This is a genomic window from Bradyrhizobium sp. Kon10 (assembly GCF_055807395.1).
This window is the reverse complement of sequence record NZ_JBVVOZ010000018.1, coordinates 41868-68605: the sequence shown is the minus strand read 5'-3', so window position 1 is coordinate 68605 and position 26738 is coordinate 41868. Positions and strand designations below refer to the sequence as shown.

Genomic DNA, 26738 nt, shown 5'->3' with positions numbered 1-26738 from the left:
AGGGCTGGTGCTAAACGTTTGATTCAACTTTGGGTGTAGGCTTGGCCCATGAACGAACGACGCGACAAATCCAGGCACCGCGTGCTGAAGGCCGGAACGATCGAGTTCGGCGGCGGCGCGATCGATTGCACGGTCCGCAATTTCTCGGAGACCGGCGCAGCACTCGACGTCACCAGCCCGCTCGGCATCCCCGAGCACTTCACCCTGGTCATTCAGGCCGACGCAGTGCATTTGGCGTGTACCGTGGTCTGGCGCAAGGAAAAGCGGATTGGGGTGAGGTTTGGGTGAGGCTGTTTTCCCTCTCCCCTTGTGGGAGAGGGTGGCTCGCCGCGTAGCGGCGAGACGGGTGAGGGGTTGTCTCGGCCACTCCAACCATCAATTGATTGAGCGGATAGAGACCCCTCATCCGGCGCTTCGCGCCACCTTCTCCCACAAGGGGAGAAGGGAAGAGTTTCAACGCCCGCCAACTCACGCCGCCTCCGCCTCGCTGCGCCGGCTTGCCAGAATCTTGTCGATCCTCCGGCCGTCGAGATCGACCACTTCGATATGCCAGCTGCCGAAATCGAAGGCGTCGCCGACATTGGGCAGCGCGTTGAATTGTTGCAGCGCCAGGCCGGCCACGGTGTGATAGCGGTGCGGCGGCAGTTCGATGCCGAGCAGATCGCCGAATTCGTCGACCGGCATCCAGCCTGAGACCAGCAGCGAGTCGTCCGCGCGTCTGACGTAAGCCGGCTCCGGCGGGCCTTCCTCGGAATGGAAGGCGCCGACGATCGATTCCAAAATATCGGCTGCCGTGACCACGCCTTCGAAGGCGCCGTACTCGTCGTAAACGAACCCGACATGGACCGGCGCAGCCCTCAGGATCGCGAGCACATCGCGCGCATCCGCCGAGGCGGGAATGCTCGGCGCTTCGCGGACCAGCGGCCGCAGGTCGGGCGTGCGGTCGTTCATATAGGCGACCAGCAGGTCCTTGGCCTGGAGCACGCCGAGCGGCTGGTCGCGGTCGCCGTCTGAAGCGGGAAAGCGCGAATGCGGGCTCTCCGCGATGATCTTGCGAATGGTCTCCGGATCATCGTTGAGGTCGATCTCGTCCACCTCGGTGCGCGGGGTCATCAGGGCGCCGACCGGCCGGTCGCCGAGCCGCATCACGCCGGCGATCATCTCCTTCTCGCCGGGCTCGAGCACGCCGGCGTTCTCGGCCTCGCTGACGAGATGATGGATCTCGTCTTCCGAGACCTTTTCCTCAGCCTTGCCGCCGCGGCCGAGCAGCGCAAGGATCAGCTTGCCTGAAATATCAAGAAGGAAAACGAGCGGCAGCGATATCGTCGCCAGCCAGTCCAGCGCGGGTGCGACCTTGACCGCGATGCTTTCGGGATCGCGCAGCGCCACCTGCTTTGGCACCAGCTCGCCGACGATCAGGGTCGCATAGGTGATCAGCGTGACCACGATGCCGACGCCGACGATGTCGGCGATGCCTACCGACAGCCCGAGCTCGAGCAGCCATTGCGTCAACCGCTGCCCGAGCGTCGCGCCCGAGAACGCGCCCGAGAGTACACCCACCAGCGTGATCCCGATCTGCACCGTGGAGAGGAATTTGCCGGGATCGGCCGCAAGACGCAGCGCCCGCTCGGCGCCGCGCACGCCCTTGGCGGCGAGCATCGAGAGCCGGGCCGGACGCGACGACACCACGGCCAGCTCGGACATGGACAGCAGGCCGTTGATGACGATCAGGACCACGACGACGACGAGTTCGACCGAGAGCATTGATGTTCCGAGGTAAGTGGGCGTGGCGCTGGTGGCGCGACCAAGCGTTGATATAGGTATTTGGCGCGCAATTGCCGGCCAATTCTGTCGCACACGCAATGCCGGGGAACCTCCGCCCGGCTCCGGAGCTCTCGAACAGCCCCGCGGAACTACGGTGCTGCCCTTGCTTAACGGGGCCTTAGCCCGCAGCCGCTATTTTCCCGGCATTGCAGACATGTATTCGGGGACCACGATGCGAATTGGGAAGCTCTTCGCGCTGTCGATGCTGACGGTGACGGTATTTGCAGTCATCCTTGGCGCCGAGGTGCTCGTACCCCAGACGCGCATTTTCACGAACCGCTCCGACGCGATCAAGACGGTCGAGGCGTTTGGTGCGACCCTGATGGTGAGCCAACAGGTCGCCAGCCTTCGCGCCCCTTACATCTCCCCGATCTTCCAGGAGGGACCTGCGACCCAGCCCCAGACCGAAGCTGCCGCGAAGGCGGCGAAGGCGGCCGATGCCGCATTCGAGGGCGCAAGGCGCGCCCTCATGGTGCTGAATGATTCCGGACCGATGATCGAAAAGCTGGACCGTACCGCGCGGCGGCTCAAGGACATCTATTCTGCGGCAGATCGTGCGATGGCCGTTCCGCTGGCGGCGCGCGACAGCGCCGTGATCAAGGGCTTCCTGCCGGGCGTTGCCGAGGTCATCGGCAATATCGAGCCGATCATGAACCGGCTCGAAGCGGAGGTCATCAACGCCGATTCCTCGCTTGCTGCGCTGTTGAGCCTGGCGCGGACCGCACAGGATCTGCGCGTCTCGGCCGGCAGCCGCGCCGCGTCGCTGTCGCCGGCGCTGAGCGCGCATCGACCGCTCACCACGGCCGAATTCTCGCTGATGGATCGCATGCAGGGGCGTGTCGAGGCCGACCGCGATCGCATCGAGGCCGGCATCGACCAGCTCGGAAGCCCGCCTCGCATTGCCACCGCGCTGAAGGCGGCGACGGAATCCTATTTCGGCAAAGCAGCGCTCGTCGTGGACAAGGAGATGCCCGCGGCCCATAGCGACGGCAAGTATGGCATCAACGCCGACGAGCTGGCGAACGTCATCGTGCCGGCGATCCAGATGTTCTACGGCGTGCGTGACGCCGCGCTGGCGGAAGCGGCTGACCGCGCCTCGGCCGCGCGGGATGGCGCGCTGGCGATGCTCGCGCTCGCCGGCGTGGCGGTGCTGGCGCTGCTCGGGACGCTCGGCGGCGTGACCATGATGCTGCGCAGCCGCGTGGTGACGCCGCTCAGCCGGATCGCCGACGTGATCGCAGCGCTCGCCGCCGGACAGCACACGGTCGAGATTCCCGCAACCGGCCGCAATGACGAGATCGGCCAGGTGGCGGGCTCGCTCCAGCACTTCAAGGACTCGCTCGTCGCCCAGAAATCCGCCGACGAGGCCGCCGCAATCGAGGCCGAGGCAAAGCTCAGGCGCAGCCAGCGCATGGACCAGATCGCGCGCGACTTCGAAGCCATGATCGGCGACGTCATCAACACCGTGTCCTCGGCATCTTCGGAGCTGGAGACATCCGCGGGAACGCTGACGAGCACGGCCGAGCAGTCGGAGCAGGTCACGGCGACGGTTGCGGCCGCGTCGGAACAGGCCTCCACCAACGTTCAGACCGTTGCCGCGGCCGCCGAGGAAATGGCGTCCTCAGTCGACGAGATCAGCCGGCAGGTCCAGGACTCGGCCCGCATCGCCGGCGAAGCGGTGCAGCAGGCTGGGCGGACCAACGACCATGTCGGCGAGTTGGCCAAGGCCGCCGGCCGCATCGGCGACGTCGTCGAACTCATCAGCCAGATCGCGGCCCAGACCAATCTGCTCGCGCTCAACGCCACCATCGAGGCGGCGCGCGCCGGCGAGGCCGGACGCGGCTTCGCCGTAGTGGCGTCCGAGGTCAAGGCGCTCGCCGAGCAGACCGCCAAGGCCACCGGCGAGATCAGCCAGCAGATCACGGGAATCCAGACGGCGACCGGCGATTCCGTCGGCGCGATCAAGACCATCGGCGATACCATCACCCGCATGTCCGAGATCGCCTCGGCGATTGCCTCGGCGGTCGAGGAGCAGGGCGCGGCAACGCGGGAGATCTCCCGCAACGTGCAGCAGGCGGCGCGGGGCACCCAGCAGGTCTCGGCAAGCATCGTCGATGTGCAGCGCGGCGCAAGCCAGACCGGATCGGCGTCCTCCCATGTACTCGCGGCAGCGAAGTCGCTGTCCGGCGAGAGCAGCCGCCTCAAGGTCGAGGTCGGAAAATTCCTGGACGCGATCCGGGCCGCGTAAGGAGCGGGTAGCCGGCCGCGCTCAGAACTCGCCGTGCAGCCGGCCTGAGATCACCGACACCGGCCCGCGGTCGGCGTTGTAGGCGGGGTTGACGATGAGCTGGTAGTCGGCGGTGAGGGTGAGATTCTTGTTCAGCGCGTAGGCATAATATGTTTCGAGGATGCGCTCCTTGCGGTAGTTGAGGGCGCCGTCGCCAACGAGAACGCCGAGCCCGCCGGCGGTCAGGAAATCGCGATAGTCTTGGGAGATGGCGTTGACTGCGCCGCCGATGCCGATCACGTCATCGGGCCGGCCCCATTTCGCGCCCTTGATCGACAGCCCGGCAGACAGGCTGCTGTTGATATCCGTGAAGGCGAGCGTTTCGGTCTTGCCGTCGTTCCAGCTCCAGCGGCCGAACAGTCCGACATCGTCGGTGATGGCCTGTTCGAGATTGACGACATAGCCGATCTTGATGCGGCCGCGCCGGGTCTGCGTGATGTCGAGGTTGAGCGCGGGATTGTCCAGCGTTTCGCGGAAGCTGCCCATATTGGCGCTGTCGATCCAACCCATGGTCCGGATCTTGCCGGGCTGCGAGAACAGCGAATAGCGCGTCTCGAGCTCGACCACGTATTGGCCGCGCTCCGGCACCCTGGTGTCGAAATGATTTGAGTTGGATTCCGCGACCATGAGGAAATAGCCACTGCGCACGGCCCATTGCTTCTGGTTGAGCTCGGCGGTGACGCCGTAGGTGAGTCCGACCTTGTCGGCGGAATAGTCGAAGGCGCCCGGCGCCCATATCGACCAGTTCATGAAATCCTTGCGCGTGTCCTTGGCGTAAGCATTGCCGTCGAACACGTCGGTCACGGCGAACTTGCCGGCCTGCAGCGTGAGGCGGGAGACGTCGACCTTCTCTGCAAGCTGCAACTGGCCGCTCGCAAGCTCCTCCTGCTCGCCGCCAAAGCCAAAGGTCTGGCGCAGGAAAAGACGCGAGGTGTTGTAGTGCGGGTAGGGGAAGTTCGACTTCTGCGCTTCGCCACTCGGGAAACCGGCTGCGCCCACCGTATCGTTCAGCCCAAATCCCTGAAGCAGCTCCGGATTGTAGTAGACCTCACCGCCCTCCCACAGCCGCGCGTTCAGAAACAGGCTGTTGCTCCAGGTCGCCTTGGCCTGCGCCGAAGGCGACAGGGAGTTCGCGCCGCTGTAGCGGGCAGGGAAGGAGGGATACCCCTGCGGCAGATAAGTGCCCTGGCCATGAATCTCCCAGCGATCCGATTCGGTATCGGTCAGCGAGCTCTTGGGATCGTAGCTTGGCACGCCCGGCCAATCGATCTTGCGATTGAGCCCGATCCGCAGGCTCTGGAAGTCCATCGACGACGAATATTGCGCGCCCGTGGGGAAGGTGACGTTGGCGTTCTCGAACTTACTATAGAGATATTCAAGCCGCGCGCTCCAATGCGGTGCGAAGGCGTATTCGACGCCGCCGCCGGCCACCCAGCCGAACCGCGTGTTCAGAACCTTGTCTTCGTTGCCACCGGTGGGCGTCGAGAGAAAGCGTTCGCCGGCAAAGGCCGCGCCGCCGGTCGCGTAGAACAGCCAGGCGCCGGTGCTGTAGCCCAGGCGCGCGCGCAGAGTTGCGACATAATCCCAGCGCTCCTCCGCGCTTGACAGCGCGGTGGTCGCCGACGACACCACGTGGTTGGAGGGCAAATAGTTCGGAAAGGAGATGTCGCCTTCGACACCAAGCAGCAGGCCCGAGTTGAGGCGCCAATTGTAGCCGGCCTGCACGCCGCCGGTCGCGCCGGTGAAGACATTTTTGTCGGTGGCGACCGTGGGATCGGTCAACGTCGCCGAGGACGTTCCGCGGGTGAAACCGGTATGCGCGCCGATATAGAGGCCGGTCCAGTCATAGACCGCCCTCAGCGCCGGTGCCTTCAGCGGCAGGTCGGCTGCAAGGCTCGGGTTCGGCAGCACCAGCACGCCCGTGGCGACCGCCGCGGCCGTCCGCAAGTACCGGTGTCGATGCCCTCTCAACGTCAACGCACGCCCCCAAACGCGAATATGCCTCAGCCGCCCCGACATCCCTGCCGATTCGCGGCGCTCCTGTCATCAGGGTCCGGCTGATTGTCCGATCCGACGAGATGATCTCGATGCAAGGGGATTTAGTCCCAAGCCCCTGCGCTTGCTGCAAACCTTATTGCGAATGGTTCTTAATAGCAACGAGTACAGAATGTCGTGGAAGATGGTTCGCATCCTTGTGTGACGGGACTGCAACAAATTCTGGTCGCCAAAACGGTTGACCCCGCCCGGGGGGACAGCCGGGCGGGGTCGGGGGCACGACACGGGGTGGATGAGGCGCCCGTGTCGGACGCGGGATCCACGTGAGATCGGCCTCAGGTTCTCACATCAATAGCAGGTGCGAACGTTGCCGACGTACTGGCCGAAGGCGTTGTACTGGGCGACCCAGCCGCAACGGTGATAGCCGTAATAATAGGGCTGGCTGCTCGCAGCGACCGCGGTGCCGACGATGGCGGCGGTGGCGATGCCGGCACCGATGGCCCAGCCGATCGGCTTGGCTTCGGCCTGCGACGTCGTGGTTACGATGCCGCCGGTCACGGCGAGGGCAGCGAGAGCGACAGCGGCAATTTTGGTCTTGATCGACATTTGAAACTCATCCGGGTTGAGGGCGGGTCCGTTGTGGTCCGCGTGCCCCATTGGACGGAGCCTTGCCCGAACCGGTTCGAAGCGGCTCGCACCAGTCTCGGATCTCGGCTCATTCCTGAATGATTCCAGATGGATGGTGCCTAGCCGAGGGGTCCCTTGGCGAGCCTGTTCACGTCGAAGTTATCGACCTCCGCAAGCAACTCGCAGAAGGCGCGCGCGCCGTGCTCGATGAGTTGCCCGCCTTTGTCAGCGACAGCAAGGGTCGCATTGCCGATAGCTCCGCTGGCGTTGAGATCCTGCGCCTGCCAGGCGAATGGCGCCGGCCGCTGCGTCGACAGCCAGCGATATTGCTTTTCCAGCGCGAGACTGCTCGCGGGAAAATCTGCGATCGCATCCATGCGCACCTGATCGGGATAGCGCGACAGCATGATCGAGGTCTCGACGGCGCCGCCGTGAATGCCGTGGCGCACTTCATCGGCCGGAAATAATTGGTCCGCGCCCGACAGCCGCGACCAAGATGTCGTCACCACGAACAGCTTATGATGCGCGCGCAGATCCTGCGCGACCAGCATCATCGCCGCGCTGTTGCCGCCATGGCTGGTGATGATGACGAGCTTCTTCATCCCGAGCCGCGCGATGTCCTCGCCGATCGCGGTCCACTTCTCCAGCGCCACGTTGGTCGGCAGTGTCTGCGTGCCCGGATACTCGATGTGCTCGGTGGAAATCCCGACCGGTTCAACGGGGAGGAAACTGGCCGGAATGGTCTCGGGCAAGAGCTCGCGCACGCGCGCGAGATACGCCTCCGCGATCAGCACGTCGGTCTCGAGCGGCAGATGCGGCCCATGCTGTTCGGTCGCGGCCAGCGGCAGCACCGCGATCCAGCGCGATATGTCCGCAGCGCCAGCATCGGCCCAGCGGATCTCGGTCCAGTCGCGGGAAGGCGTCATCAAGTTTTCCTTGCAAGTTTTCCCTGGAGGTTTCTTTGCGCGAATTTGTCACGTATTTTGGTGTTATGGAGGGACGCGGGCCGGCCGGTTCGCGTCCCCGAACGTCTTGCGGTTTTATCGCGTTGGTTTGGTGTCGGCTAGAAGCGATCGACGGAGTCCAATTATGCGCCTCATTCAGCTCTGGCGAGCGTTAACGGTTGCCTTTTATGCCGTATTCGTCTCGGTCGTCCCGGCGCGCGCCGAGACCCTGGACAAGGTCAGCTTCGGCACCAATTGGGTCGCCGAGGCCGAGCACGGCGGTTTCTTCCAGGCGGTCGCCGACGGCACCTACAAGAAGTACGGCCTCGACGTCACCATCGTTCCGGGTGGTCCGAACGAGAACAACCGGATGCTGCTGATCGCCGGCAAGATCGATTTCTTCATGGCCGCGAACACGCTGATGTCGTTCGATGCAGTCGCCAACAACGTCCCCGTGGTGACGATCGCCGCGATCTTCCAGAAGGATCCGCAGGTGCTGCTGACACAGCCGGACGCCAAGGTCAGCAAGATCGAAGATCTCAAACCGCTGACCTTGTTCGTCTCCAAGGAGGGCATGACCAGCTATTTCCAATGGCTCAAGTCCGAATATGGTTTCAGCGAGAAGAACGTCCGGCCCTACAATTTCAATCCGCAGCCCTTCATCGCCAATCCCAAGAGCGCGATGCAGGGTTACGTGACGTCGGAGCCGTTCGCCGTCGAGAAGGCGGCCGGCTTCAAGCCTAACGTGCTGCTGCTCGCCGATTACGGCTTCAACACCTATTCGACGCTGATCGAGACCCGCCGCGACATGGTCGAGAAGAAAACCGATCTTGTGCAGCGCTTTGTCGATGCCTCCATCGTCGGCTGGTACAATTACATCTATGGCGACAGTTCCGCCGGCAACGCCATGATCAAGAAGCTCAATCCGGAAATGACCGACGAGCTGCTCGCCTATTCCGTCGCCAAGATGAAGCAATACGGCATCGTCGATTCCGGCGAGTCCTTGAGCAACGGCATCGGCGCGATGAGCGACGAGCGCTACACCTCCTTCTTCGACAAGATGGTGAAGGCCGGTGTGGTCAAGCCCGATCTCGACTTCCGCAAGTCCTACACCTTGCGCTTCGTCAACAAGGGCGTCGGCGTCGAGCTGCGCCCGAGCAAGCCGTAACGCATGCTGCGGCTGGATCGATATGTCGCGGCGCAGTTCACCTCTCCCGCAGGGAGAGGTCGGATCGCATCGTCAGATGCGATCCGGGTGAGGGCTTATGCTTTCTCGTGGGACGAGAGCCCCCTCACCCGCGCCTTCGGCGCGACCTCTCCCCGTTGGGGAGAGGTGGGCAGCTCGGCTCAGCAACTCACATCCAACGCGCAATGGTAGAGGGCAAGACCTCGCCCGGGGTCGAAGCCGGCCTGACGGCGCTCGCCGTGAGCCTGCGCGGCGTGACCAAGGCTTACGACAATGGCGTCATGGCGCTCGGCCCGCTCGATCTCGCCGTGCGCAAGGGCGAGTTCATCTCGCTGCTCGGCCCTTCCGGCTGCGGCAAGTCGACCGCGCTGCGGCTGATCGCGGGGCTCGCTGCACCGTCGTCCGGCGCGTTGCGCGTCGCGCATCGCGAGGGCCCGCAGCAGCCGGGCCATGGTATCGGATTCGTGTTCCAGGAGCCGACCCTGATGCCCTGGACCAGCGTGCGCGAAAACGTCCGGTTGCCCTTGAAGCTTGCGCGCATCCCGAAAGCCGAGGCCCGCGCGCGTGCCGACGCGGCGCTGGCGAGCGTCGGGCTTGCGGATTTCGCCGAAGCCTTCCCGCGCGAATTGTCGGGCGGCATGAAGATGCGGGTGTCGCTGGCGCGTGCGCTCGTCACTGATCCCGATATCCTCCTGATGGATGAGCCGTTCGCAGCGCTCGACGAGATCACGCGCTTTCGCCTCAACGACGATTTGCTCGCGCTGTGGCGCGGCTTGCGCAAGACCATCATCTTCGTCACCCATTCGGTGTTCGAATCCGTCTATTTGTCGCAACGCGTCGTGGTCATGACGGCGCGGCCCGGCCGCATTCAGGCTGACATCCGCATCGAGACAATCGAGCCGAGGGCCGAGGAGTTTCGCACCTCGGTCGCCTATTCCGATTATTGCCGGAAAGTGTCGGCCGCGCTGGCGCCGTCCTATTTGGGGCAGTCGGTGCTATGAACGCGCAGCCCGCCATGACTACCAGACCGTCCGGCGCGCAACGCGCGGTACGCTTCGTGCTGCCCGTCATCGTGTTCGCCGCCGGCTTGATGGTCTGGGAACTCGTGGTTCGCGTCAAGGAGATCCCGCCCTATGTGCTGCCGGCGCCGTCCGCCATCTTCCTGACGCTGATCAAGGACTGGGCGGTGCTGTCGCAATCGCTCGCGACCACGCTGCTGACCACGCTGGAAGGCTTTGTCGCGGCGAGCCTTGGCGGCATCGCGCTGGCGCTGTTGTTCAACCAGTCCAAATGGGTGGAATATTCGCTGTTCCCCTACGCCGTCGTGCTTCAGGTCACGCCGGTGATCGCGATCGCGCCGCTGCTGCTGATTTATCTGGAGCAGCAGACCGCGGTCGTCGTCTGCGCCTTCATCGTCGCCTTTTTTCCGGTGCTGTCCAACACCACGCTCGGGCTGAATTCGGTCGACCGCAACCTCGCGGGACTGTTCCAGCTCTATGGCGCCTCGCCACAGCAGACCCTGCGTTTCCTGAAGCTGCCGGCGGCGCTGCCTTACATCCTCGGCGGCCTGCGCATTGCCGGTGGACTGTCGCTGATCGGCGCTGTCGTGGCCGAGATTGCGGCGGGAACGGCGGGCGCAGGCTCCGGGCTGGCCTACAGAATCGCCGAATCCGGCTACCGGTTGAACATACCCCGCATGTTCGCAGCGCTGCTGTTGTTGTCGCTGGCCGGGATTGTCATCTATGGGGTGCTGGCGCTAGTTTCCCACCTCGTTTTACGGCGCTGGCACGAGAGCGCGCTTGGAAAGGAAAATTGATGACCGCCGGTTCGATTTCGTCCGACAAGATCGACCTCCTGATCTATGGGCCGGTGCGGCCGATCCTCGAGAACGGTTTTTCCGATCATTTCGTCGTGCACAAGGCTGAGACGCGAGGCGATCTCGAGCGGTTGACGCCGGCGGTCCGCGAGAAGATCCGCGGCATGGCCGTGACCTATCATACCGTCCGCGCCGACAAGGATTCGCTGTCGCAATTGCCGAAACTCGAGATCGTCGCGAGCTTCGGCGTCGGCTACGACCACGTCGATGCCAGATATGCGGCCGAGCACGACATCGTCGTCACCAATACGCCTGATGTCCTGACCGAGGAGGTCGCCGACGTCGCGATGGGCCTGCTGCTCGCCACCTTGCGCGAATTCATCAAGGCCGACCGCTATGTGCGCTCCGGCCTGTGGCAGACGCAGAACTATCCGCTCAGCGTCGGCTCGTTGCGCGACCGCAAGGTCGGCATTGTCGGCATGGGCCGGATCGGCCAAGCGATCGCACGCCGCCTCGATGCGTCGCTGGTGCCCGTGGTCTATCACACGCGCAATCCGTCCAAGGACGTCTCCTACAAGCACTATCCCGATTTGATCGAGATGGCGAAGGCAGTGGACACGCTGATGGTGATCGTGCCCGGCGGCGCGTCTACCGAAAAGATGATCAATGCCCAGGTGCTGAAGGCGCTCGGCCCGCGCGGCGTGCTGATCAACGTGGCGCGCGGCTCCGTCGTCGACGAACCGGCGCTGGTGCAGGCACTGAAGTCCGGCACCATCCTCGCCGCCGGCCTCGACGTGTTCGCGGCCGAGCCCAACGTGCCGGACGAGCTCAAGACCATGCAGAACGTCATCCTGCTGCCGCATATCGGCTCGGCGTCGGTGGTGACGCGCAACGCGATGGACCAGCTCGTGGTCGACAATCTCAAGGCCTGGTTCGCCGGCAAGGCGCCGCTGACGCCGGTTGCGGAAACGCCGGTCAAGGGGCGCTGATGATCGCTGTCCGGGTCTTCGCATTGGCGGTCGCGGCATCTCTTGCCGCAATCGGCGCTGCGCGGGCGCAGGATGCGACGACGCTGAAGAAAGAGATGGTCGGGCAGTGGGAGCTCTCGACCACCGAACGCAGCAAGACCTGCGTCGTCACCATGAAAGCCGACCCCACCGGGCAGGGTTTCAAGCTCGAGCTGGAGCCGGCCTGCAAGACCGCGCTGCCGTTCACCAAGGACATCGTCGCCTGGAGCGTCAGGGGTCTCGACATCGTTCGCCTGCAGGATGCGACCGGTGAATCCGTGATCGACTTCACCGAGGTCGAGGCCGGCATTTTCGAAGGCCTGCGGCAGGGCGAGGGCGTCTACATCCTGCAAGACCTCGCCGCCGCCCGCTCGATGGCCAAGTCGATGGACCAGATGATCGGCGACTGGTCGATCGTGCGCGGCAACGGTCAGCCGGTCTGCGGCTTGACGCTGACCAACACGGAAGCCGGCCCGGACAATTTCCAGGTCTTCCTCAAGCCGAAATGCGACGCGGCCATTGCGCAGTTCGACCCGACCCAATGGCGGCTGGAGCGCGGCCAAATCATCCTGCTGTCGAAGACGGGCGAGGCCTGGCAGTTCGAGGCCGACGACAACGCGCAGTGGCGGCGCGTGCCCGATACTGCCGATCCCCTGATCCTGCTGCGGCAGTAGGCGCCGCCCGGCTTTCGAATTTTTTCATGACTTGTGTCGATCTGGCGTCGGCTGGACCGTCATCTCCCTAGCGAGCTGATTTTGCGGCCGAAACGGCGGCGTCTCGCCTCAACAGGAGTTTTGCATGCGCTTCATGTACATCGTCACCTCCCCGAAGCCCCCTATGGGCCCGTCACCTGCGCTGATGGAGGCGATGCAGCGGATTTCCGAGCGGGAGATCAGGGCCGGCCGGATGCTCGACAATGGGGGCCTGATGCCGCTCGCGACCGGCGCGCGGGTGCATGTCGCCGATGGCGAGCTCAGCGTCATCGACGGCCCGTTCGTGGAGGCCAAGGAGGTGATCGGCGGCTATGCGATATTCGAGCTGCGCGACAAGGAGGAGGCCCTGACGATGGCCAAGGAATTCATGCAGCTGCACCTCGACCACATGCCGGGCTGGGAAGGCACGTGTGAATTGCGGGCATTTGCGACGCCGGGCGTGGACGTGGCCTGCGAGGTCGACGCGCGCGCGGGGGTAGCCGCCCACGCCTGATGGCTGAGACAGTCCACCCCGGTCGGCGGCGATGACCGCCGCCGACATCGATCGCGTCATCCGCGCCAATTGGCGTGTCGTGCAGCCGCGGCTGATCGCCACGCTGTCGCGGATGCTGCGCGACGTGCCGCTTGCGGAGGAGCTGACCCAGGACGCGCTGGTTGCGGCGCTGGAAGCCTGGCCAAGCATGGGCGTGCCCGAGAATCCCGGCGCGTGGCTCATGACGACCGCCAGGCGGCGGGCGCTCGATCATCTGCGCCGCGGCAAGATGCTCGCGGACAAGCACGGCATGCTGGCGCGGGACATGTTGCAGGAGCAGGCGACCGTGCCGGATTTCGATGCCGCGCTCGACGATGACATCGGCGATGAATTGTTGCGGTTGATCTTCACGGCCTGTCATCCGATCCTGTCGCGCGAGGCCCGCGCGGCGCTGGCGCTGCGCATGATCTGCGGCTTGACCACGCCGGAGATCGCGCGTGCCTACCTCGTGCCGGAAGCAACGATCTCCCAACGCATCGTCCGCGCCAAGCGGACGCTGTCGGAATCCGGCCTCGCCTATGAGACCCCCAGCGGCGAGGCGTTGTCACAGCGCCTCGGCTCGGTGCTGGAGGTTGTCTATCTCATCTTCAACGAGGGCTACCTCGCGGCGCGGGGAGAGGAATGGCTGCGGCCGCAACTCTGTGACGAGGCGCTGCGCATGGGCCGGGTGCTCGTCGCTCTCGCGCCGGAAGAGCCCGAGGTTTATGGCCTCGTCGCCCTGATGGACCTGAATGCCTCGCGCTTGCATGCGCGCACCGATGCAAACGGCGATCCCATTCTGCTGATGGACCAGGATCGCATGCTCTGGGACCGGTTGCAGATCCGTCGCGGCCTGCGCGCGCTCGAACGCGCCGGCGAGCTCGGCGGCGCGAGCGGATTCTACGCGCTTCAGGCCGCCATCGCGGCGTGTCACGCCACCGCGGATGTGGCTGCAAGCACCGATTGGCGGCGCATCGCGCAGCTCTACGCCGAGTTGGCGCGGCTGGTGCGCTCGCCGGTGATCGAGCTCAATCGCGCGGTCGCCGTCGGGATGGCCGACGGACCGCAGGCCGGTCTTGACATCGTGGATGCGATCGCCGGCGCGCCGGCGCTGACGGCCTATCATCACCTGCCGGCGGTTCGTGGCGACCTCCTGCAAAAGCTCGGGCGGCTCGCAGAGGCGCGTCTGGCGTTCGAGGCCGCCGCGCAGCTCGCGACCAACGGCCGCGAACGTGCGCTGATGCAGCGCCGCGCTGAGGCCCTCCGCGACGAGCCTCTCTAGGATGTCGGCTTGGGCGGCGGCGCGGTGCCTTGCGCCCATTTCTCCATCTTGCCGAGCACGCCCCAGGCTGTGAGCGCCAGCGAGATCGGGAGCGCGAACTGGCTCAGGCCCGGGACCGCTGAGGCGATCGTCCCGAACAGCCCGGCAAGACCTCCCGCGTTCGGGCTTGCCGTTACCGCGGAGAGCAGCGCAGTGATGAGCGAGCCGCCGATGCCGAGCGCGGTTTTCTTGCCGTTCAGGAGATTGCCGATGGTGTCGCCGAGCGCGCCATTGACCTGGCCGAGGACGGGCTTGTTGCTGAGCAAACCGCTGAGCAGGTCGACCACCTGTTTGAGTTGATCGGTCGCAACCGGACTTGTCGCCGCCGCTGTTCCGGGCGCGGGAGCCGAGTTGCTGACGAGAGAGAACAGCCGTTCGAGCACGCTGACTGCATTGTTGGCCGCGGGCTGTATGCTTGCCGCTGTGGCTCCTCCCGGTTGCAACAGCTGTGCGAGGCTCTCGACCCGGTTCAGGATTTGAGAGAGCTGGTTGGGCTGCGCTCCGGGCGCCGTTGCTGTCAGCGGGCCCGCGACCGGCGTTGCACCTGTCGGCGTCGCCGCGCCCGGCTGCAGGAGCTGAGTGAGATTTTCCACTCGGCTCAGGATTTGCGACAGCTCGACAGGCGATGCTCCCGACGTCGTGCCCGTCGGTGTTGTCGCCGCTGGCGGTACCACTTGTGTGAGGTTTTCCAGCCGCTTGAGGATCTGGGAGAGGTCAGCGGGCTGTACCAACGGTCCTGGCGGCGTGGCCTTCGTAATCGCGGCAATCGTGGTGCCGTCGAGCAGGCCAGTGTCTTTCAGGCCGTTGCGTTGCTGGAATTGCGAGACGGCGGCCTTGGTCTTCGGTCCGCAGATGCCGTCTTCGTCGAGCGGCGGATTGGCGCCGAGCTTGTTGAGCGTCTGCTGCATCAGCAGGACCGACGGCGCCATGTCGTCGTCGGGTTCGGAACGGCCGGCGATCGGCGGGCTGCCGTCGAGCGTGATCGAGGAATCCTGCGACATCATCGCATGCAGGATCACCGCGGTGCCGAGCTGGGAGTCGGCATGGCCCGGGTCGAAGACGTGGTCGGCGACGAATTTGCCGGCGCGTGCCTCGGGCGGCCCGTAGAGGGTCGAGCCGCCATAGAGATAGGGCGAGTTGACGCCCTTGGCGTGATAGCCGAGGCCATTGAAGCACTCGAGCCTGAACAGGGTCCGCGCGGCGCCCCAGTCCTGCGTTCCGACGAAATTCTCGATCCTCAACGCGTCCACGGCGCCGTCGACGAACGAGGCGAACGGACCGCGCCCTTTCGGGACCAGGCATGTCGCGCGATGTAGCGTCTCGCCGTTGCCGAGATAGGTGTCGAAATCGAAATTGGACTCGCGATAATGGCACAGCGCGACGAAGTGCCAGGGCACCCCGGTCAGCCGCTCGACCTGCTGATAGCTCGCCTTGCCATTGATCGCCTTGCGCGCGACGGCGTTGGCTTCGGCGAGGCGTGCGGGCCGGATCTCGAGATTAGCCCAGTTTCGCTCATATTCGCTCTTCAGAGTCTCGAATGACACCATTTTCCCGCTCCCGCGAATTCATAAAATATTGGTTCGTCGTGCAAGTCAGGCGCGAGCCGCGTGCCATCGGCGGGCAGGGGCTCTCGGCGTGGCCCGCTGAATGTGGCAGGCCGCCGCTCCGGGGTATGTGAAATGGCTTACACGCTCGGCGGGAAATCAGCGGAGCAGCTGTGGCCAGGGTCACGAGAGCCCCGATTGCGGCAGTGCAGTCCGAAGCGGCCGGCCGACGACACGACTGCGCCAGTCGGGGAACCGGCAAGGCCGGTCGTCCGTTAGCTATGGAGTTTGTTTGGCAAGGAGACCTGCTTGGTCAATCGCGTCCTCGCGATCGGCATCGAGCCTGGAAGTGCGGATTACAGCGCGTTTCCGCAGCTCACGCCGGAGCTCGTGCGTACCTATATCGAGGCGCAGCTCCTGCGCCTGCGTGATCTCGGCTACGAGGTCACAAGCTGCCTCATCGATCTCGACGCGACCGCGGAAGCCAGCGTGACGGCAGCGTTGCGCGATGAGCGCTTCGACTGCATCGTCATCGGAGCCGGCCTGCGCGAGCCCAGGCAACGGCTACTGCTGTTCGAGAGAATTGTGAATCTGGTCCACCGGCTCGCACCGGAGGCGGCGATCTGTTTCAACACGACGCCGGCCGACACCGTCGAAGCCGTGGAGCGCTGGGTCAAGCCCTGAGATGATGTTGGCGGCGGCTGCATCGCATGCGGTCTGGGATGCCTTCGAGCCCGGACTCCGGCGCCGTCGCGCACGGCGTCAACCCCCGCGATCTGCGATTGTTCTGGCTCGAATCCGCTGGCGGCGCTATGACGTGTTTCAGCACAATGGAGGGCTTGGAATGCTTCGTGGTCTTGGAATTGCGGCGTGTCTGACCGTGGCCATGGCGATGCCGGTCCATGAAGCAGTGGCGCAGGATGCAATTGGCGGTGCCATCCTCGGCGGCGTCGGTGGGGCGATCGTTGGTGGCGCGCTTGGCGGCGGCCGTGGCGCGGCGATCGGAGCCGTCGTCGGCGCCGGCACGGGTGCCGCAATCGCCTCCGAAGGCGAGCGCCGCCGCTCCGGATACTACGCCTATCAGCGCGGCTGCTACATGCAGCGCCCCGACGGCCGCTATGTCCCCGTCGATCCCAGGTATTGCTACTGAGCGGTCATCCGCTTCCAGCGGGCACGCAGTTGAACCGTGAGCGGCAACTAAATCAGCCGCATCCCGCGCAGGCTGGTGTGGCCGCTCTTGCCGACGATGATGTGGTCGTGCACGGAAATCCCGAGCGGCTTGGCGATGTCGATGATGGCCTTGGTCATCTGGATGTCGGCCTGCGACGGCGAGGGATCGCCCGAGGGGTGGTTGTGCACCAGGATCAGCGCGGTTGCGGATAATTCCAGCGCGCGCTTGATCACCTCGCGCGGATAGACCGGGGTGTGGTCGACCGTGCCGGTCTGCTGCACCTCGTCGGCGATGAGCTGGTTGCGCTTGTCGAGAAACAGCAGCCGGAATTGCTCCTTGTCGGCAAACGCCATGCTGGTGCGGCAATAGTCGATCACCTCGTTCCAGGACGACAGAGCGTTGCGGCTGTTGACCTCGCCCTTGGCGACCCGGTGCGCAGCAGCGGCGATCAGCTTGAGCTGGTTGATCGCGCCTTCGCCGACGCCCTCGATTTCGCGCAGCCGCGCCACCGGTGCGTGGACGACCTCGGCGAATGAACCAAAGGTCTTGATCAGCGCCTTCGCAAGCGGCTTGGTGTCGCGCCGCGGCAGTGCCGGAAACAGCGCCATCTCCAGCAGCTCATAGTCGCTGAGCGCATCCGCCCCCGCGCTATAGAAACGCTCACGCAGCCGCTCGCGATGGCCGAGATAGTGCGGCGCGTCGTCCGGCTTGCTCTTGTCGTGGTCGGCTTTGGCGGGCATCGGCCGCCAGCATTGCCGCGGACCGGCGCTTTTGCAACCGCCAATTGCGGTGCCGCTGCTCTAGCGGTCCAGGCAGCGCCTCGAAACGCTCACCCGATCTGCTTCTCGCCGTGCCGCTCCGACAGCGTGAAGATCTCGACGCCGGTGGCGGTGACGCCGACGGAGTGCTCGAACTGCGCCGAGAGTGAACGGTCGCGGGTCACGGCGGTCCAGCCGTCGGAGAGAATCTTTACATGCGGCTTGCCGAGATTGATCATCGGCTCGATGGTGAAGAACATGCCGGGCTTGAGCTGCACGCCTTCGCCGGGCCGGCCGATATGGATGATGTTCGGCTCGTCGTGGAACATGCGCCCGAGGCCGTGGCCGCAGAAATCGCGCACCACGCTCATGGCCTGCGGCTCGACGAAGCTCTGGATGGCGTGGCCGATGTCGCCGGTGGTGGCGCCGGGCTTCACCGCGGCGATGCCGCGCATCATGGCTTCGTAGGTCACTTCGATCAGCCGCTCGGCCTTGCGCGCGATCGGGCCGACCGCATACATCCGGCTGGAATCGCCATACCAGCCGTCGAGGATGAAGGTGACGTCGATATTGACGATGTCGCCTTCCTTCAGCGGACGGTCGCCGGGCATGCCGTGGCAGACCACGTGGTTGAGCGAGGTACAGGTCGAGTAGCGATAGCCGCGATACATCAGCGTCGCCGGATAGGCGCCGTGGCTGAAGGCGAAGTCGCGAACGAATTGGTCGATGCGCTCGGTCGGCACGCTGGGCCCGACGATGTCGGTCAGTTCGTCGAGGCACTTGGCCACCAGCGCGCCCGCCTTGCGCATGCCGGCAAACGCGCTCGGCCCATGCAGCTTGATCTGTCCGGTTTTGCGGAGCGAGGTATCGGTGGCTTCAACGTAGCTCATGCGGATGCGGTCTTCTCGGCACGGGGCCGGTATCGAGGTGGGCGCAAGGGTCTGATTTCAGGCCCCAATTTAATGATCGCGGGCCTTCATGCAAGCCAAGCTTGGCGGGCATGCGCCCGAAAGCCGGCTCAATTCGGGACTTCTACGGTGGTTTCCACCGGGAGCGCGCCGCCGCGGACGCGGATTTCGCGGACCGGATAGGGAACCCGGATGCCCTCGCGCTTAAAGGCGTCCCACAGCGCCAGCATCACGTCGCTCCTGACGTTGTCCATGCCGTCGGGGTCGGCGAGCCAGAGGGTCAGCGAGAACTTCATGCCGGCTTCGGCGAACTCGGTCAGGATGCAGTTCGGCGGCTTGGCTTTCTGCGCGCGGGGATGGGCGGCCGCGGTGTCGATGGCGAGCTTGCAGACCAGCTTCGGATCGGCATCGTAATTGGTACCGAAGGTGATCTTCACCAGCGTGTTCTTGTCGGTATAGGTCCAGTTGACGACCTTCTGCGTCACCAGATCCTCGTTCGGCACCAGGAATTCGCGGCCGTCGCCGGCGGCGACGGAAATATAGCGCGTCTTCATCGCGCTGATGCGTCCGGTATTGTCGCCGATGGTGACGAGGTCGCCCGGCTTCACCGACTTGTCGGCGAGCAGGATGATACCCGAGATGAAATTGGCCACGATCTTCTGAAGGCCGATACCGATGCCGACACCGACGGCACCGGAGAACACCGCGAGCGCCGAGAGGTCGATGCCGACCGTTCCGAGCGCGATCACGATCGCGATGGCGAGCAGTCCGATGCGGATGATCTTGACCAGCAGCACCTGGATCGACGGGGTCAGGTCGGAGGCCGAGTTGATCTTGCTCTCGGCGAAATTGCTGGCGACGTTGGTGAACCAGAGCGCGATGATCAAGAGCGCTCCGGCCTTGAGCACCAGCAGCGGCGTCAGCCGCAACCCGCCGAGCACGATCGCATAGGAGTCCAGCAGCTCGACCGTGGCATCGAGCTGGCCGAGGATGGACAGCGCTGCGACGAACCACGCCGTGATCGACACCAGCTTGACGATGAATTCGTTGCGCAGCACCGAGGTCAAGAGGCGGATCGCGAGCCAGGCCAAGCCGAGCTTGGCGGCGACCATCAGCAGATAGCTGCGGCTCGGCCAGGTCGCATGGTACATCACGATGCGCGAGATGATCACGACCAGGGTGAACACCGCCGCCGAGGCGCTGGACACCATGACGCGGACGAAGTGCCGCAGCGGCAGCGGCCAGCTCATCGCCAGCGACGTCATGTCGACGCGGGTGCGAACGGCGGCCTCCGCCGCATAGGCGATCCCGGTCGCCACCAGAATCAGACCAAATTGCAGGTAGAACCAGGGCGAGGAGATTTCCGCCCCGACGCCGCGCGCAGTTGTCTGCACGAGCTCCATGAGGTCTTTGAGGTCCATGTCCATCGCGAGGTCTCGTCGGGAAGCGGTCGGAATTGATTCGAGGGAGAAGCAGAATCCCACAAAGGCAGCGGCGGGACCATCGATACACCGCCCTCTGACGCGCGTTAAGGCCGCAAAATACGGGCAGATCGCCGCGAGCGGGAGAAAATATGTTGGCGCGGGAGTCTGCCGACGATAAGGATGCCATTCCAGTGATTTGCCAGCGATTTGCCAGCGCTTTGTAACCGGAAGGTGGATGGCCTCTCTCGATTCCGTCAGCATCGCCATTCTGCTCGGCGCCGTCCTGATCATGGCCGGTATCCTGTCGAGCCTGCTTGCGTTGCGCTTCGGCGCGCCGCTGCTGCTCGTCTTCCTCGCGATCGGCATGCTGGCGGGCGATTCCGGACCCGGGCAGCTGCAGTTCGACGACGTCCGCACCACCTATCTGGTCGGCTCGGTGGCGCTGGCACTGATCCTGTTCGACGGCGGCTTAAGGACACGCTTTGCCAGCATCCGCACCGTGCTTGCGCCGTCGGTGACGCTCGCAACCGTCGGCGTGCTCCTGACCGCGCTGATCACGGCGCCGTTCGCGAAATATGCCCTCGACCTCAACTGGACCGAGTCGCTGCTGGTCGGCGCCGTGGTGGCCTCGACCGACGCCGCCGCGGTGTTCCTGCTGGTGCATACCCAGGGCCTGCGCCTGCGCCCGCGTGTCGGTGCGACGCTGGAAGTGGAATCCGGCACCAACGATCCCTTCGCGATCTTCCTCACCTTGATGCTGGTCGAATACATCTCGCTGGGAACGGGCACGGCCACGCATGTGCTGACGGAGTTCGCGCAGGAGGCGGTGCTGGGCGCCATTGTCGGCGTGATCGGCGGGCGCCTGGTCGTCATCGCGCTCAACCAGGTGGCCTTGCCGCAGGGCCTGCATGCGCCGTTTGTCACGACCGCAGCGCTGGTGATCTTCGGCGGCTCGCAGATCATGCACGCCTCGGGTTTCCTCGCGGTCTATCTCGCCGGCATCGTCATCGGCAACCGGCCGACGCGCGCGCACAATTCGGTGGTGGCTTTCCTCGATGCGGCGACCTGGCTGGCGCAGATCGTGATGTTCGTGCTGCTCGGCCTGCTGGTCTCGCCGAGCCGGCTTGGCGCCAGTGCGCTGCCGGCGGTGGGGGTCGCATTCGTCCTGATGCTGGTGGCGCGGCCGCTTGCCGTGTTCGTGTGCCTGGCGCCGTTCCGCTTCAACTGGCGGGAGAAGATCTTCATCGCCTGGACCGGCTTGCGCGGTGCGGTCGCGATCTTCCTGGCCTCGATCCCGATGCTGGTTGGCCTGTCGAAAGCCTATCTCTATTTCGACGTCGCCTTCGTCGTCGTCATCATCTCGCTCCTGCTGCAAGGCTGGACCCTGGCACCCGCCGCGCGCAAGCTGCACGTGGCGCTGCCCCGCGCCGAGCGCGGGCCGCGCCGCGTCGAGCTCGATCTGCCTGGCCAGCTCGAGCAGCAGCTCGTCGGCTATCCGGTGCGGCCCAAGAGCCTGTATTTCCGCCGCGGCCTGATCCCGTCCTGGTCCAAGCCGACGCTGGTGATCCGCAACGAGAACATCTTGACGCCCGTCGAAGCCGATCCTATCGCGCCCGGCGACTACATCTATTTGCTGGCGCCGCCGGAAAAGGCCGAGTCGCTCGACCGCTTCTTCGTCGACATGCAGCCGAGCACGGCGCCCGACCCGCATCTGCTCGGCGACTTCATGGTCTCCGGCGAACACACGCTGGCCGAACTCGCCGAGATCTACGGCGTGAAGGTGAGTGAGGACGAAGCCAAACTGACATTGGCCGACTGGTTCGACATCAACCTCGATCGCGCGCCGAAAGAGGGCGCCGAGCTCGCGCTGGACGAGATCGTGCTTGTGGCGCGAAGCATCTCCGGCGGCCGCGTCAACGTCGTCGGCCTCCGCCTGCCGGAAGACGAGGAAACGCCCGCGCCCTTGACGCGCCGGCAAGCGCTGCGGCGCAAGCTCGCGGATCTCTGGACGTCGGTGGCGGGGGTTTAGCCGCTACGCAGCCCGCATTGAGTTTGGCAGGCCGGAGCCAACCCCGTCATTGCGAGCGCAGCGAAACAATCCAGACTGTCGCCGCGGAAAGACTCTGGATTGCTTCGCTTCGCTCGCAATGACGATGGCGGCGGGCTGCACCCTCACGTCAGCACCTTCACCCCGCCAAGCGACGTCACCCGCCCCTGCTTCAGCATCACGATCTGGGTCGCGAGCTGGCGCAATTCGGCGACGTCGTGGCTGACATAGACCATCGGCACGTTGGCCTCGTCGCGCAACCGCACCAGATAGGGCAGAATCTCGAGCTTGCGGCCCTCGTCGAGTGCGCCGAGCGGCTCGTCGAGCAGCAACAGGCGCGGCCTGGACAACAGCGCGCGGCCGAGCGCCACGCGCTGGCGCTCGCCGCCGGAGAGCTTTCCGGGGCGGCGACCTTGCAGCGCGCCGATGTCGAGCAGGTCGACGACGCGCTTGTGCTGCGCCGGATCGGGCAGCACGCGATTCATCCGCCGTCCATAGTCGAGATTCTGCGCGACATTGAGATGCGGAAACAGCCGCGCGTCCTGGAACACATAGCCGACGCGGCGGCGCCAGGTGGGGATGTGGATGCCGGCGGCGGTGTCGTCCACGGTCTCGCCGTCAATGACGATGGTGCCGCGGTCGGGACGCAGCAGGCCCGCGATCATGTTGACCAGCGAGGTCTTGCCGGCCCCGGACGCACCGAACAGGCCGATGACGCGGCCCTCGCTTTTGAAGGATGCGGACAGCGAGAACTCACCGAGCTGCTTTTCGACGTCGACGCGCAGCATCGTCAATTCCCGTGCAGCCGCGCGGTGGCGCGGCGGGCGAACCATTCGGCGGCGATCAGCGCGCCGAGCGCGAGCACGATCGAGATCATGACGAGCCGGCCCGCGGCCGCATCACCGTCGGGCGTCTGGATCAGCGAATAGATCGCCGAGGAGATCGTCTGGGTCTCGCCGGGAATGTTGGAGACGAAGGTGATGGTGGCGCCGAACTCGCCGATGGCTTTCGCAAAGCCGAGCACCATGCCGGCGAGCACGCCGGGCAGCGCCAGCGGCAGCGTCACCGTGACGAACACTTTGAAAGGCGCAGCTCCCAGTGTTTCCGCGGCCTGCTCGAGCCGGCGGTCGATCGCCTCGATCGACAGTCGTATCGGGCGCACCAAAAGCGGAAACGACATCACGCCGCAGGCGAGCGCAGCGCCGGTCCAGCGGAACGCGAAAACGATGCCGAGATGGTCGGCCAGGAAAGCGCCGACCAGGCCGCGGCGGCCCAAGGTGAGAAGCAGCAGGTAGCCGGTCACGACCGGCGGCAGCACCAGCGGCAGATGCACCAATGCGTCGAGCACCGCCTTGCCCCAGAACTCCTTGCGGGCGAGCAGCCACGCCAGCGCGATGCCGAACGGCGTCGCCACCAGCGTCGCGATGATGGCGACCCTGAGCGAGAGCAGGATCGCCGTCCATTCCGCAGGCGAGATCTCGGACATCAACTGGTGAACATCACGTCGTGGGGCTGATCAGGAATTTGAAGCCGTATTTTTCAAGAATGGTCTTCGCCGCGGTCGAGCGCAGAAACGTCAGATAATCGTTGGTCTCGGCCTTCGCCGTCGTGGTCGCGGCCACCGGATAGATGATCGCCGGATGCGAATCCGCCGGGAAGGTGCCGACGATCTTGACGCCGGGCTCGACCTTGGCGTCGGTGGAATAGACGATGCCGAGCGCGGCTTCGCCACGGGCCACCAGCGTCAGCGCGGCGCGCACGCTCTCGGCCATGGCGAACTTCGGCTCGGCCGCCTGCCACGCCCCGAGTTTCTCGAGCGCAGCCTTGGCGTACTTGCCAACCGGCACCGACTTCACGTCGCCGGTCGCGATCCTGCCGTCGCCGGCGAGCTTTGCCAGGTCGAAGCCTTGCGCAATTGTGACGTTGTCGATTTTCGAATCCTTCGGCGCGATCAGCACGATGCTGTTGCCGAGCAGATTGACGCGGGTCGGCTCGTTGATGGTCTTCTTTGCGATCGCGTAGTCCATCCAGTCGGTGTCGGCGGAGACGAACACATCGGCCGGCGCGCCCTGCTCGATCTGCCTGGCCAGCACCGAGCTCGCGGCATAGCTGACGCTGAACTTGACGCCGGTCCGGGCGGAGTAGGCGGCGTCGACCTCGTCGAGCGCGTTCTTCATCGAGGCGGCGGCGAACACAATGATGGTCTTGTCCTCTGCGGCGGCAGGCGAGGGGCCCACGCCCGCGAGGATCACGAAAGCGGTGACAAGTGCGGCAATACGAAACATCAGATGCGCTCCGTCCGAGCCCGCGCGCGAGATCGCGCGCGCAACTGGCGTTGGGTGGGGTCTGGCTTGCGACGGGCGGAAGCGCTGTTCCACGGGTCCTTGCGACGGCTTACGGCCGGCCGGGATATCGCACCTGCGAAGATAGCAGGCTGCGGCGTCAGGTCAAAGGCGACCGTTTGCCTATTGCGCCGGCAGGATCGCGATCGAGAGCGAATTGTCCTTGGCGCCGCTGATTTGCAGCACGAAAGGCTGCGCCGACAGCTGGTATTTCATGGTCTTGCGGATGCCGTCGCAATCGGTCGCGCCGCTGAAGGCGACCGGCTTGAGGGCGTGCCCGTCCTGGATCACGTCCACCCAGGCCCCGCTGGACAGGCTGACCGTATAGAGCCCGGCCTTCGCGGTCTTGATGCTCGTGAACCCGGCAAAGCTGCCGTCCTTCGGCGCGCGCTCGGGTGGGCTGGGCAATTTGGCATCCGCGGGCGTCACCAGTCCGAGCGTGATCGCCGACGACGGCAGGGCCGCCTGCTCGCTGCCCGACGCGAGCTTGACACGATCCGGGGCGGTGAGCGCAGCGCGCTCGCGCTCGATCGGCCATTTGAACTTGTCGCAGCCGCTCGGTTCCTCGGCGGCGAGGGCGGAGGTCGCACTGATCGAAAGCGCAGCGAGGAAGGTGAGGACGCGCATGTCAAATCTCATCGTTGGCCACGCGAAGCTGCGGGCTTGCTGTCAGTTTTGTTGGAGAGCGGGATGCGCGTCCCGGGATGCCGCGGGCTTACGGCACGGCGGCAAGCTGATCCTAGCGCATTTCCATCAGACGAACCAACCATCCAGCCGTCATCCCGGACAAGCGCGCCTTAAAGCGCGCGCAGATCCGGGATCCATAGCCACAGGAAGCAATTTGGCGAAGACTCGGAATTGTCAGCCCGCGCTACGCCTTCTCCCTGGGAGTATGGGTCCCAGATCTGCGCGCGCTTAGGCGCGCTTGTCCGGGACGACGGCGGAGTATTGGCAAGCGGCGTCCCCGCGCGCATCAATTACCGCTTCGCATCCGGCGCGTGCAGCACTGCCTTGCAGGCGGCTGGCATCTGCGCCAGCGTCATCGGCGGCTTCGGCTTGGGCGGCTCCGGCGGCGGCTTCGGATGCAGCACGCCGTCGCTGAACCAATAGGCGAGATCGGACGGCTTGCAGCCTTCGTCCTCGGATTGCGACGGCTGGCTCTGACATTCGGTTGCGCCCGCGGGACAGCGCATGCGGATGTGGAAGTGATAATCGTGGCCCCACCACGGCCGGATCTTCGACAGCCAGGAGCGGTCGCCCTTGGCCTCGCGGCACAGCGCCTTCTTGATCGCGGCATTGACGAAGATGCGCTGCACCGCCGGCTCCTGCGCCGCGTCGCGCAGCACCAGGACGTGACCCGGCGTGAACACCTTGGGGTCGACGTCGAGCCGGTCGTCGCGCACCATCATGACGGCCGACGTCTCCTCGCGCTCCTCGCGCGAGAGGCGATGGTCCGGCATCGGCGTCAGCCAGATGTCGGCGTCGAGGCCGATCTGATGGCTGGCGTGGCCCGACAGCGCCGGGCCGCCGCGCGGCTGGCCGATGTCGCCGACCAGGATGCCGGGCCAGCCCGCGTCCTTGTGCGCCTTGGCCGCGAGCCGCTTGAGCAGCGCGATCATGTCGGGGTGACCGTAATAGCGATTGCGCGACAGCCGCATCACCTGCCAATTGTCGCCGTTGAGCGGCATCTCGACGGCGCCGCCGATGCAGCCTTTGACATAGGAGCCGATCACGCGCGCCGGCCCCGCCGAGGGCAGCAGCTTTCGCGCGAACAGCTCTTTGGCCCCGATCTTGGGATCGTTCGGATTGGCCAGTGGCGGCAGCGGCTTTGGGTTCACGCTGCCCTTGTCCTGGGCCAGCGCGACGCCGGCGGCCAGGAGCGTCATGACAAGCAGGAGAGGGGCGATTCGGCGGAGACTCATGCTGCCATCCTTATAGCCCAACGCTGCGTCAGGATTAAGAATCAGGGCGTCGGCTGAGATATCGTCCAAACCCGCAATTCTCCGCCTAAGCCAGCCGATTTTTAACGGCGCGATAACCCTGTGCTGCATTGACCAAAATTGGTGCGCGGGGTGAGGAGAGCCCGCCGTCGGTATGCAATCGCGCATGATTTCGGAAAGGATTCAGGCGAGCGCGCAATTTTGCGCCAGCGCCTTCTCCGATCGCGCCGCGGCACCAGGTTTGGGGCGCCCGCCGACACCGCGCCGCCTCGCAAACAGGCACAAAGTCGGTCTCGCGCGATCCGCACGACGCTGGCGTGTGGCGCCGAGCCCGCCCAAGATTACTGTTTTTTCAGAGACTTCCCGCAACAGT

25 protein-coding genes are annotated in these 26738 nt (G+C 65.2%); 12 read left to right on the top strand and 13 right to left on the bottom strand.

Annotation, left to right across the window (positions count from 1 at the left end; all coding sequences use genetic code 11):
• Positions 1-48: 48 nt before the first annotated feature.
• Complete coding sequence (locus AC0L2O_RS23745) at positions 49-288, top strand: PilZ domain-containing protein (RefSeq protein WP_369719701.1); 240 nt, start codon at positions 49-51, stop codon at positions 286-288.
• Between the two features lie 180 nt (positions 289-468).
• Here AC0L2O_RS23745 and AC0L2O_RS23740 read toward each other — a convergent pair whose 3' ends face one another.
• Positions 469-1764, bottom strand: coding sequence for a hemolysin family protein (locus tag AC0L2O_RS23740; protein ID WP_473371403.1), 1296 nt, complete (start codon positions 1762-1764; stop codon positions 469-471).
• A gap of 232 nt (positions 1765-1996) precedes the next feature.
• Between AC0L2O_RS23740 and AC0L2O_RS23735 the strand changes: the two genes are divergently transcribed.
• Complete coding sequence (locus AC0L2O_RS23735) at positions 1997-4072, top strand: methyl-accepting chemotaxis protein (RefSeq protein ID WP_473371402.1); 2076 nt, start codon at positions 1997-1999, stop codon at positions 4070-4072.
• A 21-nt stretch (positions 4073-4093) separates the two neighbouring features.
• On the opposite strand, the gene AC0L2O_RS23730 is transcribed toward AC0L2O_RS23735, so the two are convergent.
• The 3 genes from AC0L2O_RS23730 to AC0L2O_RS23720 all read right to left on the bottom strand — a co-directional run bounded on the left by AC0L2O_RS23730 (position 4094) and on the right by AC0L2O_RS23720 (position 7659).
• Positions 4094-6058 (bottom strand): carbohydrate porin, encoded by a 1965-nt coding sequence (locus tag AC0L2O_RS23730; RefSeq protein ID WP_473371401.1) that lies wholly within the window; start codon positions 6056-6058, stop codon positions 4094-4096.
• 396 nt (positions 6059-6454) lie between these two features.
• Positions 6455-6712 (bottom strand): hypothetical protein, encoded by a 258-nt coding sequence (locus AC0L2O_RS23725; protein ID WP_473371400.1) that lies wholly within the window; start codon positions 6710-6712, stop codon positions 6455-6457.
• Between the two features lie 140 nt (positions 6713-6852).
• Entirely contained in the window at positions 6853-7659 is an 807-nt protein-coding gene (locus AC0L2O_RS23720) for a creatininase family protein (RefSeq protein ID WP_473371399.1), read from the bottom strand.
• A gap of 163 nt (positions 7660-7822) precedes the next feature.
• Between AC0L2O_RS23720 and AC0L2O_RS23715 the strand changes: the two genes are divergently transcribed.
• From AC0L2O_RS23715 to AC0L2O_RS23685, 7 genes are all read left to right on the top strand, one after another.
• Positions 7823-8845, top strand: a complete 1023-nt coding sequence (locus AC0L2O_RS23715; RefSeq protein WP_473371398.1) for an ABC transporter substrate-binding protein — start codon at positions 7823-7825, stop codon at positions 8843-8845.
• Positions 8846-9048: 203 nt separating this feature from the next.
• Positions 9049-9864 (top strand): ABC transporter ATP-binding protein, encoded by an 816-nt coding sequence (locus tag AC0L2O_RS23710; RefSeq protein WP_473371397.1) that lies wholly within the window; start codon positions 9049-9051, stop codon positions 9862-9864.
• A 14-nt stretch (positions 9865-9878) separates the two neighbouring features.
• On the top strand, positions 9879-10679 hold the full coding sequence (locus AC0L2O_RS23705) for an ABC transporter permease (protein WP_369719695.1): 801 nt from the start codon (positions 9879-9881) through the stop codon (positions 10677-10679).
• A complete protein-coding gene (locus tag AC0L2O_RS23700; RefSeq protein WP_473371396.1) occupies positions 10679-11668 on the top strand; it encodes a 2-hydroxyacid dehydrogenase in 990 nt (329 codons plus the stop codon). The genes AC0L2O_RS23705 and AC0L2O_RS23700 overlap by 1 nt, the downstream gene beginning before the upstream one ends.
• Positions 11668-12360 carry a protease inhibitor Inh/omp19 family protein gene (locus tag AC0L2O_RS23695; protein WP_473371395.1) on the top strand — a complete coding sequence of 231 codons (693 nt, stop codon included), beginning with the start codon at positions 11668-11670 and terminating at the stop codon, positions 12358-12360. The genes AC0L2O_RS23700 and AC0L2O_RS23695 overlap by 1 nt, the downstream gene beginning before the upstream one ends.
• A gap of 124 nt (positions 12361-12484) precedes the next feature.
• A complete protein-coding gene (locus AC0L2O_RS23690; protein WP_369719692.1) occupies positions 12485-12892 on the top strand; it encodes a YciI family protein in 408 nt (135 codons plus the stop codon).
• Positions 12893-12923: 31 nt separating this feature from the next.
• Positions 12924-14192, top strand: a complete 1269-nt coding sequence (locus AC0L2O_RS23685) for an RNA polymerase sigma factor (RefSeq protein WP_473371394.1) — start codon at positions 12924-12926, stop codon at positions 14190-14192.
• Here AC0L2O_RS23685 and AC0L2O_RS23680 read toward each other — a convergent pair.
• Positions 14189-15778 carry a peptidoglycan-binding protein gene (locus tag AC0L2O_RS23680; protein WP_473371393.1) on the bottom strand — a complete coding sequence of 530 codons (1590 nt, stop codon included), beginning with the start codon at positions 15776-15778 and terminating at the stop codon, positions 14189-14191. The genes AC0L2O_RS23685 and AC0L2O_RS23680 overlap by 4 nt on opposite strands.
• A 306-nt stretch (positions 15779-16084) precedes the next feature.
• On the opposite strand from AC0L2O_RS23680, the gene AC0L2O_RS23675 reads away from it, so the two are divergent.
• Both AC0L2O_RS23675 and AC0L2O_RS23670 read left to right on the top strand, forming a co-directional pair.
• Positions 16085-16459 carry a hypothetical protein gene (locus tag AC0L2O_RS23675; protein WP_369719689.1) on the top strand — a complete coding sequence of 125 codons (375 nt, stop codon included), beginning with the start codon at positions 16085-16087 and terminating at the stop codon, positions 16457-16459.
• 160 nt (positions 16460-16619) lie between these two features.
• A complete protein-coding gene (locus AC0L2O_RS23670) occupies positions 16620-16925 on the top strand; it encodes a glycine zipper domain-containing protein (protein WP_369719688.1) in 306 nt (101 codons plus the stop codon).
• Positions 16926-16972: 47 nt separating this feature from the next.
• Here the strand turns inward: AC0L2O_RS23670 and radC are convergent, their stop codons facing one another.
• The 3 genes from radC to AC0L2O_RS23655 form a co-directional block, all read right to left on the bottom strand.
• Entirely contained in the window at positions 16973-17686 is a 714-nt protein-coding gene (gene radC / locus AC0L2O_RS23665; protein WP_473371392.1) for a RadC family protein, read from the bottom strand.
• Between the two features lie 89 nt (positions 17687-17775).
• Positions 17776-18594, bottom strand: coding sequence for a type I methionyl aminopeptidase (gene map / locus AC0L2O_RS23660; RefSeq protein WP_473371391.1), 819 nt, complete (start codon positions 18592-18594; stop codon positions 17776-17778).
• Between the two features lie 128 nt (positions 18595-18722).
• Complete coding sequence (locus AC0L2O_RS23655; protein ID WP_473371390.1) at positions 18723-20039, bottom strand: mechanosensitive ion channel family protein; 1317 nt, start codon at positions 20037-20039, stop codon at positions 18723-18725.
• A 232-nt stretch (positions 20040-20271) separates the two neighbouring features.
• On the opposite strand from AC0L2O_RS23655, the gene AC0L2O_RS23650 reads away from it, so the two are divergent.
• Positions 20272-22065 carry a potassium/proton antiporter gene (locus AC0L2O_RS23650; RefSeq protein WP_473371389.1) on the top strand — a complete coding sequence of 598 codons (1794 nt, stop codon included), beginning with the start codon at positions 20272-20274 and terminating at the stop codon, positions 22063-22065.
• 143 nt (positions 22066-22208) lie between these two features.
• Here the strand turns inward: AC0L2O_RS23650 and modC are convergent, their stop codons facing one another.
• The 5 genes from modC to mepA all read right to left on the bottom strand — a co-directional run bounded on the left by modC (position 22209) and on the right by mepA (position 26347).
• The gene (gene modC, locus AC0L2O_RS23645) at positions 22209-22871 is read right to left on the bottom strand and encodes a molybdenum ABC transporter ATP-binding protein (protein ID WP_369719683.1); all 663 of its coding nucleotides are present in this window, start codon (positions 22869-22871) and stop codon (positions 22209-22211) included.
• A 2-nt stretch (positions 22872-22873) separates the two neighbouring features.
• Complete coding sequence (gene modB, locus AC0L2O_RS23640; protein WP_369719682.1) at positions 22874-23569, bottom strand: molybdate ABC transporter permease subunit; 696 nt, start codon at positions 23567-23569, stop codon at positions 22874-22876.
• A 13-nt stretch (positions 23570-23582) separates the two neighbouring features.
• Positions 23583-24368, bottom strand: coding sequence for a molybdate ABC transporter substrate-binding protein (gene modA / locus AC0L2O_RS23635; protein ID WP_473371388.1), 786 nt, complete (start codon positions 24366-24368; stop codon positions 23583-23585).
• Between the two features lie 180 nt (positions 24369-24548).
• Positions 24549-25052, bottom strand: coding sequence for a hypothetical protein (locus AC0L2O_RS23630; RefSeq protein WP_473371387.1), 504 nt, complete (start codon positions 25050-25052; stop codon positions 24549-24551).
• A 350-nt stretch (positions 25053-25402) separates the two neighbouring features.
• On the bottom strand, positions 25403-26347 hold the full coding sequence (gene mepA / locus AC0L2O_RS23625) for a penicillin-insensitive murein endopeptidase (protein WP_409190978.1): 945 nt from the start codon (positions 26345-26347) through the stop codon (positions 25403-25405).
• Positions 26348-26738: the final 391 nt, after the last annotated feature.

What these genes read in the sequence shown, in the direction of transcription:
- AC0L2O_RS23745 (WP_369719701.1), top strand. Translation starts at nt 49, where the DNA reads ATGAACGAACGACGCGACAAATCCAGGCACCGCGTGCTGAAGGCCGGA.
- AC0L2O_RS23740 (WP_473371403.1), bottom strand. Translation starts at nt 1,764, where the DNA reads ATGCTCTCGGTCGAACTCGTCGTCGTCGTGGTCCTGATCGTCATCAAC.
- AC0L2O_RS23735 (WP_473371402.1), top strand. Translation starts at nt 1,997, where the DNA reads ATGCGAATTGGGAAGCTCTTCGCGCTGTCGATGCTGACGGTGACGGTA.
- AC0L2O_RS23725 (WP_473371400.1), bottom strand. Translation starts at nt 6,712, where the DNA reads ATGTCGATCAAGACCAAAATTGCCGCTGTCGCTCTCGCTGCCCTCGCC.
- AC0L2O_RS23720 (WP_473371399.1), bottom strand. Translation starts at nt 7,659, where the DNA reads ATGACGCCTTCCCGCGACTGGACCGAGATCCGCTGGGCCGATGCTGGC.
- AC0L2O_RS23715 (WP_473371398.1), top strand. Translation starts at nt 7,823, where the DNA reads ATGCGCCTCATTCAGCTCTGGCGAGCGTTAACGGTTGCCTTTTATGCC.
- AC0L2O_RS23710 (WP_473371397.1), top strand. Translation starts at nt 9,049, where the DNA reads ATGGTAGAGGGCAAGACCTCGCCCGGGGTCGAAGCCGGCCTGACGGCG.
- AC0L2O_RS23705 (WP_369719695.1), top strand. Translation starts at nt 9,879, where the DNA reads ATGACTACCAGACCGTCCGGCGCGCAACGCGCGGTACGCTTCGTGCTG.
- AC0L2O_RS23700 (WP_473371396.1), top strand. Translation starts at nt 10,679, where the DNA reads ATGACCGCCGGTTCGATTTCGTCCGACAAGATCGACCTCCTGATCTAT.
- AC0L2O_RS23695 (WP_473371395.1), top strand. Translation starts at nt 11,668, where the DNA reads ATGATCGCTGTCCGGGTCTTCGCATTGGCGGTCGCGGCATCTCTTGCC.
- AC0L2O_RS23690 (WP_369719692.1), top strand. Translation starts at nt 12,485, where the DNA reads ATGCGCTTCATGTACATCGTCACCTCCCCGAAGCCCCCTATGGGCCCG.
- AC0L2O_RS23685 (WP_473371394.1), top strand. Translation starts at nt 12,924, where the DNA reads ATGACCGCCGCCGACATCGATCGCGTCATCCGCGCCAATTGGCGTGTC.
- AC0L2O_RS23680 (WP_473371393.1), bottom strand. Translation starts at nt 15,778, where the DNA reads ATGGTGTCATTCGAGACTCTGAAGAGCGAATATGAGCGAAACTGGGCT.
- AC0L2O_RS23670 (WP_369719688.1), top strand. Translation starts at nt 16,620, where the DNA reads ATGCTTCGTGGTCTTGGAATTGCGGCGTGTCTGACCGTGGCCATGGCG.
- radC (WP_473371392.1), bottom strand. Translation starts at nt 17,686, where the DNA reads ATGCCCGCCAAAGCCGACCACGACAAGAGCAAGCCGGACGACGCGCCG.
- map (WP_473371391.1), bottom strand. Translation starts at nt 18,594, where the DNA reads ATGAGCTACGTTGAAGCCACCGATACCTCGCTCCGCAAAACCGGACAG.
- AC0L2O_RS23655 (WP_473371390.1), bottom strand. Translation starts at nt 20,039, where the DNA reads ATGGACATGGACCTCAAAGACCTCATGGAGCTCGTGCAGACAACTGCG.
- AC0L2O_RS23650 (WP_473371389.1), top strand. Translation starts at nt 20,272, where the DNA reads ATGGCCTCTCTCGATTCCGTCAGCATCGCCATTCTGCTCGGCGCCGTC.
- modC (WP_369719683.1), bottom strand. Translation starts at nt 22,871, where the DNA reads ATGCTGCGCGTCGACGTCGAAAAGCAGCTCGGTGAGTTCTCGCTGTCC.
- modB (WP_369719682.1), bottom strand. Translation starts at nt 23,569, where the DNA reads ATGTCCGAGATCTCGCCTGCGGAATGGACGGCGATCCTGCTCTCGCTC.
- modA (WP_473371388.1), bottom strand. Translation starts at nt 24,368, where the DNA reads ATGTTTCGTATTGCCGCACTTGTCACCGCTTTCGTGATCCTCGCGGGC.
- AC0L2O_RS23630 (WP_473371387.1), bottom strand. Translation starts at nt 25,052, where the DNA reads ATGCGCGTCCTCACCTTCCTCGCTGCGCTTTCGATCAGTGCGACCTCC.
- mepA (WP_409190978.1), bottom strand. Translation starts at nt 26,347, where the DNA reads ATGAGTCTCCGCCGAATCGCCCCTCTCCTGCTTGTCATGACGCTCCTG.